A 17,279-nucleotide genomic window follows, 5' to 3' on the forward strand; every position below is an offset into this window, starting at 1 on the left:
ATACTTTGGAGATATGAGACTCGGTTTATTATTTTAAAATCATTAAGTAGTTCAATCGAACAGTTTCCAAGATGATTAATATATTTAGCAGGGAATAAAAGTATTATTAGTTTGAATATAACTTTACTTTACTTTTGTATAAGTATAATGTATATTGATTTACATTAGGAGGTGCATAAATGAAAAAGGATCCCATAGATTTCATTAATAATAAAGTGTATGACTATAGAGTTCTTTCTCGAATGACACAACAAGAACTAGCTGATAAGGTTGGTGTGTCTAAACAAACCATTTTTGTAATGGAAAAAGGAAATTATGTTCCATCGTTGTTATTAGCATTTAGAATTGCAACTTTTTTTGAAGTTGAAATATCAGATATATTTACTTACGAATCAGGAGGAGAAGACAATGAAAATTAAAAGCTTAATGGATGTACCGTCAGCACTATTTTATCCGTTAAAAGAATGGACAGAAAAATCAATAACTAATTTTAATATTTTTGTTGGTATCGGAATGGCATTTATGATTTTTAGTATGGTTCTTTATTATATATATGCATCAAAGATAGGTAAATCAGATGAACGGACTTCTAAAATACATTTAAAAAGCGCTTATTTTATGCTTATGACAATTATTATCTGTGACTTAGCGTTTCCTCGTGATTATCTTGTAAATCAATTTTTTATGATTAAATATAGCCTTGCTATTTTTGTCTCAGGAGTTTATTTGTCTCTCCAATATCGCAAAGACTTTAAATAAAAATCAATATTAAATCCATTTGATATTTTTTATAAGCTTTTATTTCTAAAAAATTTACTCATTAGCAGTTAGACATATTTAGCCTACTCCTTTGATTATTATTAGTTTATTTATATATGCTATAATAAATCAAAAAAAGAGGTTTCTTATGAATAAAACAAGTAAAATAATCTGTCTAGAAATATTTTTTATTGTACTCTCACTATTAATGTATAGTATCCAACCTTTTATTAACCCCACAATGAATTTATTTATATCTAACTTAGGAATTATATTCTATGTTCTATTTTTAATTTTCCTTTTATTTTTCGGAATTATCTACACTGCTAAAAATAAAGAACCTCGATTATTACTTACTAACATATTGTTGTTTATAGTCTATTTGATATCACCATTTATCATTTCTCATTATTTTCATTTTTATGGCTAGTTTCACGCTTTAGTTTGTATGACTAGGGAATAGAATGACTAAAAAATAACAAGTTTTAACTAATATGTATTATCACCTTTTAAATACAACAAAAAAAGCTGTACTCCTTACAAATAAAAGGGTACAGCTTTTCTTTAATTAATTATTTTGTTTCACGGTGTAAAGTAACTTTACGCTCACGTGGACAATATTTTTTAACTTCTAAACGATCAGGGTTGTTACGTTTGTTTTTATTTGAAAGATAGTTTCTTTCTTTACATTCAGTACATTCTAAAGTAATGTTTACGCGCATGTTGTTTCCCTCCAAAAATATATATAATTCAAGTACATCTACTTGACACTAGAATATAGTAACATGATTTTTTATGAAATACAAGTCTTTGTTAAGTAAAAGTCCTTTACAAAATTGAGGACTTATTTATTTTTTGTTTCTGCATAGGCGTTCACAACTTGTTTCAAGATAGCAGTGTTAACACCATCTTTGTCATCAGTAATTTGCGGAATCACAACACTTACGGCAATTTCTGGATTGTCGTAAGGTGCAAAGCCAACAATCGTACTATTGATGACAGATTTACCACCTGCAAATGTTTCGGCAGTACCTGTTTTAGCAGCAATTGGAAGTGAAGCGCCTTGTAAAGCGTGCCCTGTTCCAAGTGGTCCATTAACTACTTGAACCATACCTTCATGAATAATATCAAACTCATTGTCATAACCTTCGATGATATTCATAGTTTTTGGTTTGATTTCTTCTTTCAACTCTCCTAAATCACCTTTTTCATCATTACCATAAATTCCTTTAACCACGTGTGGTGCCACTCGTGTGCCTTTGTTTGCCACTGTTGCCACGTATTGATTCAACTGCATTGGTGTATAAGTATCGTAGTTACCAAAAGATAAATCGAGAACTTTCCCCATTGTTCCAGGGATCATGTTACCATTTTTATCAGTGTACTGCGTATTGACAATACCTGTTCCTTCACCTGGTAAATCAATACCAGTTGACACTCCTAGACCAAACTGTTCATAAGTTTTTCTTAGAGTTTCGAAGACATCAGTTCGAATCGGTAAGCTTAAGTTAGGTTGATACGTTACGCCCATCATACCTAAAGCAATTTTCATCATATAAACGTTTGAAGATACTTCTAAGGCTTGAACTGTCGTTAGTGGATAAGAACCATACTGATTAAATAAGGAAGATTTCACTTGTCCGCCTTCAAATACTAACGGCTCATCTACCATAACTTCATTTCCACTAATAATACCATTTTGATACCCTGACATAACCGTTGCAGCCTTAATTGAAGAACCTGGTACATAGGCTTTATTGTACGTACCTAAGGCATCATCTTTTAATTCGCCTGTCTCAGGGTCACGATTTAAACCAACCATAGCTAAAATATTCCCTGTTTTTGGCTCACTTACAACAACATAAGCACCTTCTGAGTCCTCAGCTTTTCCATTTTGAATCAATGTCTCATAGTTTGATTTTAAGATTTCTTCTACTTTTTTCTGGAATTCAAGGTCAATCGTTAAGACAACGTTGTCCCCTTTTTCACTTGGTTTTGTTTCTGTTTTTGAAACGATTTTTTGATTTTTATCAGTCACTACCTCAGATGTTCCTTTTTTACCTTTAAGATTATCTTCATAAGACTCTTCTAAGTAACTTAAACCAACACGGTCGTTGATTTTATAACCTTTTTTCAAGTATTCATCTGCTTTTTCTTCAGGAATCCCTTGTTTTTCTGTTGAAACAGTCCCCAAAATCGAGCGAATTTGATCTTTTTCTGGGTATTCTCGCTCCCAGTCCATACCAGCTGATAAGCCAGGAATAGTGGCTGTGTTCTCACCAACAATAGCGACTTCTTCTGCTGATACATCTTTATTTTTAATCATGATTGGTTGCAGAGCTGTCCCTGCGTTGATTTTCTTAAAGATTGTCGCAATTTCCATCTCTTCAGGTGTTAAATCTAATTTCTTAGTATCCACTTTGTCTACCATTTTAGAGTATAGCTCTCCTTGAGAGATTTGCTCACCCTTACTGTTTAATTTATCTGAGACAGTTAGTTCCGCTTCTGCTTTTTTTAGCTCATCTGGATTAGCTAATAAGAAATCTGCTTTGTCACGCTCAGATAATTTTTCCGGCTCAACAGTGATTAATTTAGCAATTTTTTCACTGACATCTTTTATTTCTTGAGCACTCATACCGTTACTTCTTGTATAAAGAATTGCTTGATTGGCTTTGTTGCCAACTAAAACTTTCCCGTTGGCATCATAGATATAGCCACGTGGTGCATTTTCTTCAACAATATTCGTTTGACCTTTTTCCACGATTTCAACAAATTCATCGTGTTGGTTGATTTGTAAGTATGATAAACGGACAACTAGTGCCGTGAATAAGACAAATACAATGAAAAAAAGAAAATCGAGCCTAATCGGTACATGTCCCTTTTTATTAGAACCTTCTTTTTTTACTTTTTTTGAAAATGGACGCCAAGATGTTTTTTTATTTTTCATGTATGTAAATAGTCCTTTCAATTCGAGGATTGAGTTTTATTATAAAATACCATTCATTAAAATGATAAGTTTCATTTGAAATTTAAGAAATTTTTAGTTTTAAACGCTAATAATGAGTATCTCATGTATTTCTTGTATTTTCAATGAAATTCACTTTCTTTTCATATTTTTTTAGGAATCAAAAAAGAAAGAAATTCTTAGTTTCCTAAGAACTTCCTTCTCACCTCGTATGACTATTTTCGGCTGTAGTTTTTCACATCTGCTACTACAGATTCGACAAACATATCCACGTTCATTGTGTTTGTTTCTTTACTTCCATAACGACGAATATTTACTTCACCGTTATCTAATTCTTTATCACCGACAACAATTTGGTAAGGGATTTTTTGTGTTTGAGATTCACGGATCTTGTAACCCATTTTTTCATTACGTGCGTCTACATCAAAACGTAACCCTTGCATATCTAATTTTTCTTTGATTTCATAAGCGTAATCACTATGTAAATCTAAGTTAACTGGAATGATTGTTCCTTGAACAGGAGCTAACCAAGTTGGGAAGGCACCTTTATGCACTTCAGTTAAGTGAGCCACAAAACGTTCCATTGTAGAAACGATACCACGGTGAATAACCACTGGACGGTGATTGTTTTCTCCATCTTCACCAACATAAGTTAGGTCAAAACGCTCTGGTAATAAGAAGTCTAATTGAATAGTAGAAAGTGTTTCTTCTGTTCCTAAGGCTGTTTTAATTTGAACGTCCATCTTAGGTCCGTAGAAAGCTGCTTCTCCTTCTGCTTCAAAGAACTCTACACCAGCTTCATTTAATGCTTCTCGTAAAGTACTTTCTGCTTTTTCCCACATCTCGTCATCATCAAAGTATTTTTCAGTGTTGTTAGGGTCACGTAAGCTTAAACGTAAACGATAATCATCAATATTGAAGTCTTCATACACATTCACCATTAAGTTAAGTGTTCTTAAGAATTCATCTTTGATTTGATCTGGTCTAACAAAAGTATGACCATCGTTTAATGTCATTTCACGAACACGAGCTAGTCCTGATAAAGCGCCTGATTTTTCATAACGGTGCATCATACCAAGTTCTGCGATACGAATTGGTAATTCACGGTAGCTATGAATATCATTTTTATAAACCATCATGTGGTGTGGACAGTTCATCGGACGTAATACTAACATTTCGCCGTCTCCCATATCCATTGGTGGGAACATATCTTCATGGTAATGATCCCAGTGACCACTTGTTTTGTATAGTTCAACGTCTGCCATGATTGGAGTGTAAACGTGTTGGTAGCCTAAGCTAATTTCTTTATCAACAATATAGCGTTCTACAACGCGACGAATTGTTGCGCCTTTTGGTAACCAGAATGGTAAACCAGATCCAACATCAGGGTTCACCATGAATAAATCAAGCTCTTTACCTAATTTACGGTGGTCACGTTCCTTAGCTTCTTCACGCATTTTCAAGTACTCTTTTAATTCTTTTTTATCAAAGAAGGCAGTCCCGTAAACACGTTGCATCATTTTATTGTTTGAGTTTCCTCTCCAATAAGCACCAGCTACAGATAATAATTTGAAGACTTGAATACGTCCTGTTGAAGGCACATGTACCCCGCGACATAAATCGACAAAGTCACCTTGATCATAAACAGTAATTGTTTCATCTGCTGGTAAATCATTGATTAATTCTTGTTTATAAGAATCATCTGCAAATAAAGCTAAAGCTTCTTCTTTTGATACTTCTTTTCGAACGATTGGGTTGTTTTCTTTAACAATCTTCATCATTTCTTCTTCGATTTTAACTAAGTCTTCTTCAGAAACAGCGTGTCCTTCGTTATCTGTATCATAGTAAAAACCATTGTCAATTGCTGGTCCTACACCAAAATGAATATCTGGAAATAGTCTTCTTAAGGCATTAGCCATTAAGTGAGCTGTTGAGTGACGTAAAATTTGTAGTGAATCGTCATGACCTGGTGTCACGATTTCTAATTTTCCATCTTCCTCAATCTCGCGGTTCAAATCGATTAATTCTCCGTTTAATTTTCCAGCTAAAGCTTTTTTAGCTAATCCTGGACTAATACTTCTTGCAATATCATAAGTTGTTGATTTTGCCTCAAATTCTTTCACAGCACCATCTGGAAAGGTAATGTTAATAACTGACATATAATCTCCTCCTAAAAATAATAAAAAAAGCCCTATTAAGTCATCATGACCTAATAGGACGAAGTTATCGTGGTTCCACCTAATATTTGAATTTATGCGACATAAATTCTTCTCAAACGTGATAACGGTACGACCGGTTTAGCTTCAACTAAACTCTTGAAAGTGGTCAAACATTGGACTTATTTAAAAAGCTCTCAGTCATGGCTTTTCTCCCTGATAAATAGTTTTCAATGAAAGGTGTCTTTCGCATCAATCAAATATTAACTTTAAAGCTATTTAAACACTTTTCCATGATTTTATCAAGAGCTAAGAGTTAATTTTTTAGCTTAAATGTTTTTGGCGCCACTTTTGTAATCACGATAATACCAATCACAAAGTACACAAGTGAAAAACCAGAAACAAGTAAGGCATAGATAAATCCAGCTGTTTTGATTTGTAAACTAAAGTAAGCAAGGAAATAAAATAAACCATCCACTACTTTGTAAACTGGATTTTTCACTTGAAAATCACTGGTGAAAGGCTGAAGAATGTAATAAACAAATAACTCATGGAATGAAAAGAGGATCGATAAACTAAGCATAACAAAGGCTAGAATAAGTAAAAAGTCTATTCCTAGAGGTTGATGATTCACGATGTTAAAAACAAAGACCCAAACGTAAATCGTTGCACTAATAATACCGTTGTAATAAAAAGTCTTAAAGAATCGATAGAAAAATCCTCTGACAATAGCCCCTGATTCTCTATAAAAAGGATAAGCTAACATAGACGAGTCACAGTTAACAAAAATCGTTTGAACCACTTTTTTCCCAAATGACAATAAGTACAAAATAAAAAACATAGCTGGAATAAAATTATAAAGAATGGTCTCCATTCGTTCACCACTAATGCCAATTGGAAACAAGATGCTTGCGACAACAATCCCTAGCATCACAATACTAATACCACCTACGCGGTATAAAAGTTGCTTTCGAAGTGCTGTATTAAAACGACTAAACAATAATGTATTTAAGTAGTTGCTGCCAGTTAAGTGATCTAAACTTTTATCATTGGCTGTTTTTTCAAGCTTCATTTTTTGGCCTTCACCAAGGTATTGTTGTTTGTCCTTATTTTCTGTATTACTGTAGTTAATCATAACTTCTGAAGACTTAAACATTTGTTGTGCGTATTGGTCATAATGTTTAAAGTGAACGTATAAGTAAAGAAATGGGAACCATGCGACAAGCCAAATAAAAGCAATCATCCAATTTAAACTAACTTGCTCCATAACTGCTAGTTCTTGGTTGATTAATAACCAAAAAGCTCCCCCTATAATCATAAGTGTCCACGCAGAAATAAGAGTTAGTTTTAAAGCCAGTCGATTTTTCATTAGTGTCATGTGCAGCTCTACCACTGACCAAATAAGTGACATAGATAAAAATGAAAATAAGCCAATCAATAGATAAAGAATGACATTTTCTCCATTAACTCCTAAAACAATCATACCAGGCAACATGAAGACCATGTCTTTTAGCGTTGATAAGATAGTTGTGCGCTTAATGTATTGTTCTTTTGACACTCTAAAATTTGTAATAAATTGAATTTCTTGTTTATTCAAACTTGGAAATATTTTAGCAATGCAAGTCCAAACCAGATTAAATAGGACAAACCAAACTAAAAAGACTGAAATTTTCTCGTCACTGACTGTATTAACCCCTTTTGCAATAACAAAGCTTAGGGCAAAAGGAATTGATTGAATGGCAAAGGAAATTAAAAAGGATAAAGCTAACTTAATTCCTGCCACGCCTTTTTTTAAGCCATATTCTCGGTATAGCATAGTCGTTGGTACATGTTTTCCTACAAGTGGAATACGTCCTAAAAAGTAGAACAGTCCATTAACAAAAGTACTGGCTTTAAATTGCCTGAATCGCCAGTCAAGGTAAAGTAATTCTTTAAACTCACTCATCGTGACTCACTCCATCTTCCTCAGACAAAAGACGCACGACTTCATTTTCAAAATCAGGGTCATGAATGCTTGCTGCAGGAATACCACGCAACTCACCATTGTGTAGTAACACAATTTCGTCACACAAATCTTTTGCTAACTGTAAGATATGTGTTGAAAAAATGACCACTGAATCTGATTTCATTGATAAGATTAATTCCTTCACCTCATGAGCTGCCACCACATCAAATGAGGTTAAAGGCTCATCTAATAATAAAATCGGTGGTTGAATCATCATAGTAGCAATCATTTGGACTTTATTTCTCATACCATGAGAGTATTCTTTCATTAATCTATGACGGTCTTCTTCCTTGATACCCACTTTTGCTAAATAAGCATCGGGTGTTCTAATGTGTTTCATTTGATGTTGATTCATATCAATAAAAAACTTAATAAATTCATAGCCAGTCATAAAGTCAGGTACATTAGGTGTTGCATGGACTAAACCAATATCCGTTTCCTTGTAGTCAACTAACTCCCCGTTCTCTTCTAACTTAACGCTACCGCTTTCAAAAGAAATGTCTTTTGAAATACAACTAAATAAAGTCGTCTTACCTGCGCCATTTCGGCCCAGTAAACCGTATATTTTTCCCTTTTGAAATTCAAAAGAAGCATTTTTTATCACTTTTTTACCCTTGAATTCTTTTTCTAATTGTTCAACAACTAATTTCATTTTTCTCCTCCAAAAACAATTTCATTCATTATACCTAAACAATAGCTTTTTGACAAAAAACATTTGTCATTTAAAAGTTTGACTCATTTTATCATCCCTTTTTGTAATTTCACAGGAAAAATCCTGTATTTTTGTCTCAAGTCATCTATAATAAGAGGGAATAAAGACACAAGGAGTGATTCAATGAAAATCGGAATTTTTGGCGCAGGCCACATGGGAAGTGCAATGATTAAAGGGTGGATTCGCTCAGGTGAAATCGCTCCACCAGATATTTTTGTCCAAGGTGGCAAGCGTGGTACGGCACAAAGTTTACAACAAGATTTACATTTTACTCTAAGTAATAATATGACCGATTTTAAGAATACTGATATTATTTTCTTAGCTGTAGGAACACCTGTCATTTTACCTATTTTGACAGATTTATACACCGAACTAGCCGGTAAAGTGATTCCAATTATTTCTGTTTCAGCTGGTGTTTCAGTTAAAGCTATGCAAGAAATCACTGGAGACACTTACCCAATTGCTCAAGCTATCCCTAATACACCTGTTCAAATTAATGAAGGGATGACTGGTATTGTTTATCCAGATAACTTATCTGAAGAACACAAAAACCTTATGACAACTTCTTTAGAACTTTTAGGTGAATTAGTAGAAATTACAGAAGATAAAATCGGTATTTTCGGGACTCTTGCTGGTTGTGGACCAGCCTTTGTAGATGTCTTCATGGAAAGTTTAGCCGATGGCGCTGTTTTAAACGGTATGGACCGTGATATGGCTTATCATGTAGCTGCTAAAATGGTAAGTAGCTCAGCTAATCTACTTCTGAAATCAAAAAAACATCCTGGTGAATTAAAAGACGGCGTAACGTCTCCAGGTGGTACTACTATTAAAGGGATTACCGCTCTTGAAAAAGAAGGCTTCCGTTACGCAACGATTAATGCCATTGATACAATTATGAAAAGCTAGAGACCTTGATTCTCTAGCTTTTTTCTTTGTATTCATTTCTAACTTTAGCTGGTAAATTCTTCCAAACGAGATCATATGAAACTTGTACCATTTGTTTTAAGGCGTCATCACTTAGTTCTGTGGTTTTTAAATAAATCGAGTTCCAATGTTTTTTATTCGCATAATACCCAGGAATCACATCTTGATACATCTCTCGCCATTCTTCATTTTTTTCAGGAGGCCCCTTCAATGTAATCATACTCTCTTCACTTGCTTCCTTACTCATCATGCCAAATTGTTTACCTAGTAAATCAAAAAAAATACAATCCCAGTCTTCTCGGTAATAAACTTTAGCATGTGGTAATTGATTGCCAAAATCAGTTAATAAAGTCATTCGTTGTTCAATCATCGACTCACCTCTTTTTGTTTCCATTATACCAAAATAGCCATCAACCACATAATTCTTTTAAGGCTGATGGCTAACTTATTACTCAGTAACTGAACGATATAACTTATTAAAGTAAAAGACACGAGCAATTAAGTAATACACAATTTGAATAACGATAAATGCTCCTAACACATAGAGTGCTGTAACTTGTAACCCTTGTTCAAACAAGGCATACATGGCTGTCAAGGCCACTGCTCCGTGAATACAAGAAACAATAATCGGTGTAAAGAATAGAATGCCTACTTGTTGATAGACGACTTTCTTCATTTCTTTTTTACTAAATCCTAACTTGTGAACCATTTTGAATTTCTCAATATCCACATTCATATCACTATACAATCTAAAGTATAGGAAACTTCCTGCAGAAATAAAGAAGATAATACCGATAAAGAAGCCAATGAACAGAATCGGTGCATACGCATCAGTAATCATTTGTTTCATAAATACTTTCGCTTGAACGTCATGATTATTTTCAAATGTTTTACCGATAGCTAATTGATCGTCGTAAGAACCTTTTGTTACGAGCCAAGCGTAGAAAGGAGCCGCTTGATTTTCTTTATCTATTTTTTCGTAGTTTTCTGACGAAATCACATAAAGATTTCCGAATGATGGGTAAGCTACTTTATTCACTTCTTTGTCTTCAATCGGTAACACTTGTTGATTGATTGTTAAATTAGCAGCTCTTGTGCCACCCATTCCTTGAGTCATGCCAGATACATTTTTATCTTTAACAGCAATAGCTTTGGTCGAATCAACAGATAATGCTTCTTCTCCAATTGCGGTAGCGGCTTTGTTGTATTCATCAACTGATACTAGTTTAACATTCATATCTTGTCTGCCATCAATTCCAGTCATGGTCATAGCATTTAATTGATACTCTTCTGTTTCAATTCCTTGTTTATTGAATGATTCTTTTAAGGCAGTAATATCTTCACTACCTTTAGCTGGATCTTCTTTATTGATTTGATAAGAGAAATCATATGGATCTTGATTTGCCCCTTTTAACGTCATCTCTTTAAATCCAGTTAATGTTCCAATAGCTGAGAAAGCGACTGTTGTAATAACAGCGACTAAAAAGAATGAACGAGCATTATCTTTCATACGGAAGGCTAAATCCGAAAAGACTAACATATTTGTTTTTTTCCAGAAACGACTTTCTTTTTTCTTAAGTAAGTTAACAACAAAGACACTTACTTGATTGAATAGTAATTTCGTACCTACGATAACCATAATGATGACTGGCACCATTGCCATAACAACTTGCATACCTTCTACATAAAGAGCCACAGCGTAACCAACTGCAATTAAAGCCACACCTAATATAGATTTAAAAATAGAAGCTTCCACTTCCCCTTTACCTAAATCTTGACTCTTCAATAACTCTTGAACGTCCATTTTTGGAATCTTAAATTGAATGAAGAATGAAATTAACATAAACAATAGAAGGAAGGAAATAAATGTGACCCCCATTGCTTTTAATGGGAAGTAAAATCCTAAGTCAACATGCATGGTTACTTTACTTAACCAAAGAATGAATTGAGAGAAGAAAATTCCTACAACAATCCCAACGGCAGTGGCAAAGAAACCAATAATCGTATTTTCTTGAAAGACCATTTTTCTTAACTGTTTTGGCGACATCCCTTGAATTAGTAACAAGCCAAATTCTTTCTTACGTGATTGGAGAAAAATATCCATTGAATAAAGGACATAAAAGAAAGAAAAAAGATAGATAATTACAGCAGAGACCGTCATACCTGATTTCACTGCCATATGTAACCCACTACTTAATTTTGGGTGAAAAACAAACACAGCAAAGGTAAAAAAGGTCATAACAGTTGTCAATGTACTGAAAAAGTAAGCCATGTAAAGATTTTTGTTGCGAATCGTGTTCTTAAAGACGAATTCCTTAAATCTCATTTGATGCACCTTCTAACTCTCGCAAGTTTAAAAGAATTTCATCATAAAATTCTGCGCGACTACCATTATTTTGAATCTGTTGAACTAACTCGCCATCTTTAATAAAAATAATTTTTTCGCAATAACTTGCTGCAAACGGATCATGAGTTACCATTAGAATCGTTGATTTTTCTTCTTCATTTAAACGTGAGAGTAAGCCCATTACGTCTTTAGATGATTTAGTATCTAAATTTCCCGTAGGCTCATCTGCTAAAACTAATTTTGGTTGATGAATCATTGCACGAGCAATTGCCACACGTTGCGCTTGACCACCTGAGATAGTGGCGATACGTTTTTTTAGTAAGCTTTCAATGCCTAACGTTTTTGCTACTTCATAAAGTGCTTTTTTCATCACACTAACTTTTTCTCCGTCTAGTGTTAATGGTAAGACAATATTTTCTTCCACTGTTAAAGTTGGCATTAAGTTAAAACTTTGGAAAACAAAACCTAATTGGTTACGTCTAAATTTAGCTAACTCTTCTTGATTTAATTTTGCTGGTTCAAAACCGTCTAAAGAAATACTACCTGACGTTGGCTTGTCAATTGTACCGATTAAATTAAGTAAGGTAGATTTTCCACTTCCTGATGGTCCCATGACACCAATGAATTCTCCTTCTGCTACTGTTAAATCAATGCCTTTAAGTGCTTGATATTTTACTGTATCTCCATATGTTTTAGTTACATTTTTTATTTCTAACATGTTTTGTCCCTCTTTCTCATTAATTGATCTTGACTAAAGTTTACCGAAAAATAAGTAACTTTTACATGGATGTATCTAACAACAAACGAACAAATTTGTAAGATAACAAAAAATGTCGGAATAAAAGTACAAAAAAGTGAAAAAAATGCACGTTTTTTTGTTATACTATAAGTGAAATAAAAAACGGAGGTGTTTTATGGCAGTATTAGAAACAACAATTTTACTTGTATTACTTGTGATTATTTCTAACATCATTAGCCATTATTTAGTGTCGATTCCAACGGCGTTAATCGAAATCGCTATTGGTGTTGCCGCAGCAGTGTTATTAAATTTGAACATAGAACTAGAGACGGATTGGTTCATGCTTCTCTTTGTCGCCCCACTTCTTTATAGTGATGCGAAGCATTTTCCTAAAAAAGAATTATGGGAAATGCGTGCCCCGATTTTCGCCAATGCGATTTGGCTAGTCTTCTTAACAACCATTTTAGGTGGTTTCTTAATTAATTTCTTTGTCGCTGAGATTTCTCTACCACTTTCATTTGCCTTAGCAGCAGTTCTTTCACCTACAGACCCTGTAGCCGTTCAAGGGATTGCCGAGCAGGTAAAACTTCCAAAAAGAATTTTAAGTTTAATTAGCGGTGAGAGTCTAATCAACGATGCCAGTGGATTAATCGCCTTTAAATATGCGTTAGCAGCCTTTTTAACAGGTGCTTTCTCAATTAAAGATGCAACAACTGACTTCATTTATATGGCAATTGTTGGTGCTATTATCGGGTACTTATTCTCTAAATTTATGTATTTCTTAGAGGTTGCTCTATTAAGACAAGGAATTCAAGATGTGATTTTACATACATCTTCTCAAATTTTAACACCCTTTATTATCTTTATTGCAGCAGAAATCGTTCACGCTTCAGGCGTTATCGCTGTTGTAGTTGCTGGGGTTGTTGCCGTTCAACAAGAACCGCTTTACCGTGGACAATACTCAGAAATCAAACTCGTTACGAACAAAGTTTGGGATATTATCATTTACCAACTTAACGGGATTGTCTTTGTTGTATTAGGTTCAACACTACCTTTAGCCATGCGTGCAGCTATCATTGACCCATCTATTAACAACTTTACTTTAATCTTCTATGTTGTTGTGATTTGGTTAATTTTACTTATTATCAGAACTTTCTGGTCATATGGTTACATGTGGATGTCTTACAAAAAAACGCGTAATGTTATCAATCCAAAACCTAAATTCTACACAGCCCTTTTAACAGGACTAACAGGTGTGCGTGGTGCTATTACAATGGCTATGGTACTATCTATTCCTTTCTTCTTACCTAATGGTGAAGTATTCAAAGAAAGATATTTAGTCATCTTCTTAGCCAGTGGCGTCATTTTAATGAGTTTATTAGTTGCTGTTATTACCTTGCCATTCTTGACGAAGAAGAAAACAAGGTTGATTTTAACAGGTGATGAAGCAAGCTTTGAGCCAGAAGATTTCGAAGATGATTCTGATTTGTCAGAAGTTGAAGCGAAGAAATTGATGACTAAAAAAGCGATTCGTTCATTGCAACAGGACTTAACAGGTGAAAACAGAACCGTAGTCACTGACCTATTAAACGACTTAGATAATCAGCTCAAGCATTTATATCTTGCTGATAACGTCACATCTAATGAACTATATCACGCCATCGAAATGAATTACCGTAGTATTGCCGTTCAAAGCGAATTTAACGCTGCAATGAAATTAATCGATGAAAATGATTTTTCAAAAGTAATGGTTAAAAATTACTTACAAATGTTGAACTATAAGAAACGTGCTCACAATACGAATATTACCATTGTGATGAAGCAATCACTTTACCGTGCAAGTAGAAAAACGAAGAAACTCTTTATTCAAACTTTCTTACGTCAAAACTATCGCCCACAAGTGAATCAAGAAGAAATTATTCTCCTTGAAAACGAAAGTTCAAGAGAAGCTATTGTTACCTTGAAACAGCTTCAAGCAGATTTAAATCAAACTGATCCTGATTTTGGATTAAAAAACTCTATTCTACATCAAATTATTTTAGAATATAAGAGTAAAGTTGACCGCATTCAAAATTACAAGTTCCGTCAAGAAGAAGAGTATCAAACGACTTATCAAGAGTATTTCTTAAAAACCCTTGATGAAGAACGTAGTGTAATTCAATCCCTTCTGGAACAAGGTCGCATTTCAGCAGACTTAGCCAACCAGCTAAGACAAAGTGTGAACTACAATGAGACAACCTTTATCCAAGGTTCAGTTGACGTTCATTAAAACCCAAAAAAGTGCTACGACTCAAATGAGTCATAGCACTTTTTTTATTTATTCTGTGTAGGTTTCATTCTCATCAGGTAGATAAGTCAACAGAACTTTTCTTGGTTTACTACCTTCAGATGGCCCCACAACTCCATGTTCTTCTAGCTCATCAATTAAACGAGCTGCACGGTTATAGCCAATTCTAAAACGACGTTGTAATAAAGAAATACTTGCCGTTTGCATCTCTACAATTAAAGCTTTCGCTTCCTCAAAGTACTCATCTACAGAGGCACCTGAACCACCAGTTGAAGATTCAACTTCATCAGGCATCATGTGTTCTTGATAGTCAGCTTCTTGTTGATTGGTTACAAACTCAACAATATTTTCAACTTCCTGATCGGAAATAAACGCTCCTTGAATACGAATCGGTTTATTCTCACCCATTGGGACAAACAACATATCCCCACGGCCTAATAATTTTTCTGCTCCATTGCCATCAATGATGGTACGTGAGTCAATCCCACTCGAAACGGCAAAGGCAATACGTGAAGGCACATTGGCTTTAATAATCCCTGTAATAACGTCCACACTAGGTCGTTGTGTAGCTAGAATCATATGAATCCCAGCGGCACGAGCCATTTGGGCAAGACGAATGATGGCGTCTTCTACTTCATTACTTGCAACCATCATTAAATCAGCTAACTCATCTACAATTACCACAATATAAGGTAACAGTGATTTATTCTCACCTGTTTCATGATTATGACGCTTAACCATATCATTGTAGCCGTTCATATTTCTAACACCAAAACCTGCGAATAACTCGTATCTGCGCTCCATTTCTTCAACAACTTTTTGTAGCGCTTGAGCTGCCTTACGCGGATTTGTTACCACTGGTGTTAACAAATGAGGAACGCCATTATACACATTTAACTCAACCATTTTCGGGTCAATCATCATTAATTTCACTTGATTTGGCTTAGCTTTCATCAGTAAACATGAAATAATCCCATTAATACAAACTGACTTACCACTACCAGTTGAACCAGCAATTAATAAATGAGGCATTTTCGTCAAATCACAAGACATGACATCTCCAGAAATACTTCGTCCCAAGGGAACTTCTAATAATCTATCGGGATGACTTTCTTGTGACTCAACCACATCACGGAATGACACCATACTTGTTGTTTGGTTTGGCACTTCAATTCCAATCAATGATTTTCCAGGAATTGGCGCTTCCATCCTGATATCTTTAGCTGCTAAAGCAAGGGCTAAATCGTCTGTTAATCCAACAATTTTACTTACCTTGACCCCAACAGCTGGTTGGATTTCAAATTTTGTAACAGAAGGTCCTAAACTCGCTCGAACGACTTTGGCATCTACTCCAAAACTATCAAATGTTCTTTCTAACACTTGGACATTTTTCTCTACTAATTTGTATTCCTTACTTTGATCCGTTAAAGGAATTTCATTTAATAAATCAATACCAGGCAAGACATAGTCTTCGTTTTCTATTTCTTCTGGAATATCAAAATCTAATAATTGCTCTTTTTCATTTAACTCTTCTTTTGCTTCACTTGGTTTTGTTTCTTTAATAGAAGCTTTTGATTTATGATAAGTATCTTGATAACTATCAATTTCAAGAGTCATTTGCTCTGTTGGGACAACCGCAGGAACATCTTGATTTTGTTTAGCTAATAATTCTCCTGGCGACAATTCTCTAACAGAGTTTTCAGAAAGTTTCTTCTTCTCTTTCTCTATTTTCAACTTTTTTTTTTCCTCTTGACGCTCAGCCATTTGTTGTTTCTTTTCGTCCATGCTCTCAGCAGCACTGCCACCCCATGTACGAACTTTTTCTATCACATCATTCAAACCAATATTAAAGAATAACAACACACCTGTAGCCATTCCCACAAAGGAAATCACATAAGAACCAAACTTAGAAACAAGGAAATAAGTCACTGTATATAGGGTAGCTCCAATCATACCTCCACCTACTGATTGACTAATTTGATTGGTTTTAATATCAGCAAATATTTTTTGCCATGTCATAGACATAATGGCAGTATCTCGACTAATCTGTTTGAAAAGACCGATTTCTAAAAATAATAGGAAACTCATGTAAAACACAAGTCCACCAATCCAAATGGTTTTTCGCTTAAACTTAGGATCTTTTCCCATAAATAATAACAACACACCATAAATAACTAATAAAACTGCCATTACAGCATAAGTATTACCTACTAAAAAGCGAAACGCATTGGCCATAATCATCCCTAGAAAGCCTAATTTTAAGCCACCAATAATACCAAATATAATAAACCCTAGACCAATTAAAAAATAAGTGGTCTTTTCTTGTTGTTGTTTTTGTTTTTTTGTCGGGGCTTTCTTTGCTTTCCCGTTCTTTTTCTTCGCCAT

At 34.4% G+C, this 17,279-nt stretch carries 13 protein-coding genes; 4 read left to right on the plus strand and 9 right to left on the minus strand.

Translation table 11 applies throughout. The features are described 5' to 3' along the window. The first annotated feature begins 179 nt into the window (after positions 1-179). On the plus strand, positions 180-419 hold the full coding sequence (locus DOK76_RS08490; protein ID WP_206966777.1) for a helix-turn-helix transcriptional regulator: 240 nt from the start codon (positions 180-182) through the stop codon (positions 417-419). Then, entirely contained in the window at positions 409-759 is a 351-nt protein-coding gene (locus DOK76_RS08495) for a DUF2178 domain-containing protein (protein ID WP_206966779.1), read from the plus strand. The genes DOK76_RS08490 and DOK76_RS08495 overlap by 11 nt, the downstream gene beginning before the upstream one ends. 572 nt (positions 760-1,331) lie before the next feature. Here the strand turns inward: DOK76_RS08495 and rpmG are convergent. The 5 genes from rpmG to DOK76_RS08520 form a co-directional block, all read right to left on the minus strand. Next, positions 1,332-1,481 (minus strand): 50S ribosomal protein L33, encoded by a 150-nt coding sequence (rpmG, locus tag DOK76_RS08500; protein WP_077275288.1) that lies wholly within the window; start codon positions 1,479-1,481, stop codon positions 1,332-1,334. 122 nt (positions 1,482-1,603) lie between these two features. Continuing rightward, positions 1,604-3,706 (minus strand): penicillin-binding transpeptidase domain-containing protein, encoded by a 2,103-nt coding sequence (locus tag DOK76_RS08505; RefSeq protein ID WP_206966781.1) that lies wholly within the window; start codon positions 3,704-3,706, stop codon positions 1,604-1,606. Positions 3,707-3,939: 233 nt separating this feature from the next. Continuing rightward, positions 3,940-5,883 (minus strand): threonine--tRNA ligase, encoded by a 1,944-nt coding sequence (gene thrS / locus DOK76_RS08510; protein WP_206966783.1) that lies wholly within the window; start codon positions 5,881-5,883, stop codon positions 3,940-3,942. Positions 5,884-6,196: 313 nt separating this feature from the next. Next, the gene (locus DOK76_RS08515) at positions 6,197-7,825 is read right to left on the minus strand and encodes a hypothetical protein (RefSeq protein WP_206966785.1); all 1,629 of its coding nucleotides are present in this window, start codon (positions 7,823-7,825) and stop codon (positions 6,197-6,199) included. Beyond that, positions 7,818-8,537 (minus strand): ABC transporter ATP-binding protein, encoded by a 720-nt coding sequence (locus DOK76_RS08520; protein WP_206966787.1) that lies wholly within the window; start codon positions 8,535-8,537, stop codon positions 7,818-7,820. Before DOK76_RS08520 ends, DOK76_RS08515 begins: the two co-directional genes overlap by 8 nt. Positions 8,538-8,720: 183 nt before the next feature. Here DOK76_RS08520 and proC point away from each other — a divergent pair, with 183 nt between their 5' ends. After that, complete coding sequence (gene proC / locus DOK76_RS08525; protein ID WP_206966789.1) at positions 8,721-9,503, plus strand: pyrroline-5-carboxylate reductase; 783 nt, start codon at positions 8,721-8,723, stop codon at positions 9,501-9,503. Positions 9,504-9,516: 13 nt separating this feature from the next. Here the strand turns inward: proC and DOK76_RS08530 are convergent, their stop codons facing one another. From DOK76_RS08530 to DOK76_RS08540, 3 genes are all read right to left on the minus strand, one after another. Further along, positions 9,517-9,891 (minus strand): MmcQ/YjbR family DNA-binding protein, encoded by a 375-nt coding sequence (locus tag DOK76_RS08530; protein WP_206966791.1) that lies wholly within the window; start codon positions 9,889-9,891, stop codon positions 9,517-9,519. A gap of 78 nt (positions 9,892-9,969) precedes the next feature. Then, the gene (locus DOK76_RS08535) at positions 9,970-11,847 is read right to left on the minus strand and encodes an ABC transporter permease (RefSeq protein WP_206966793.1); all 1,878 of its coding nucleotides are present in this window, start codon (positions 11,845-11,847) and stop codon (positions 9,970-9,972) included. After that, positions 11,837-12,586 (minus strand): ABC transporter ATP-binding protein, encoded by a 750-nt coding sequence (locus tag DOK76_RS08540; RefSeq protein ID WP_206966795.1) that lies wholly within the window; start codon positions 12,584-12,586, stop codon positions 11,837-11,839. The genes DOK76_RS08535 and DOK76_RS08540 overlap by 11 nt, the downstream gene beginning before the upstream one ends. A gap of 196 nt (positions 12,587-12,782) precedes the next feature. Between DOK76_RS08540 and DOK76_RS08545 the strand changes: the two genes are divergently transcribed. After that, positions 12,783-14,876, plus strand: a complete 2,094-nt coding sequence (locus tag DOK76_RS08545) for a Na+/H+ antiporter (protein ID WP_206966797.1) — start codon at positions 12,783-12,785, stop codon at positions 14,874-14,876. 48 nt (positions 14,877-14,924) lie between these two features. Here the strand turns inward: DOK76_RS08545 and DOK76_RS08550 are convergent, their stop codons facing one another. Next, a complete protein-coding gene (locus DOK76_RS08550) occupies positions 14,925-17,279 on the minus strand; it encodes a DNA translocase FtsK (RefSeq protein WP_206966799.1) in 2,355 nt (784 codons plus the stop codon).

Source organism: Candidatus Vagococcus giribetii (genome assembly GCF_017316185.1).
GTDB classification, from domain to species: domain Bacteria; phylum Bacillota; class Bacilli; order Lactobacillales; family Vagococcaceae; genus Vagococcus; species Vagococcus giribetii.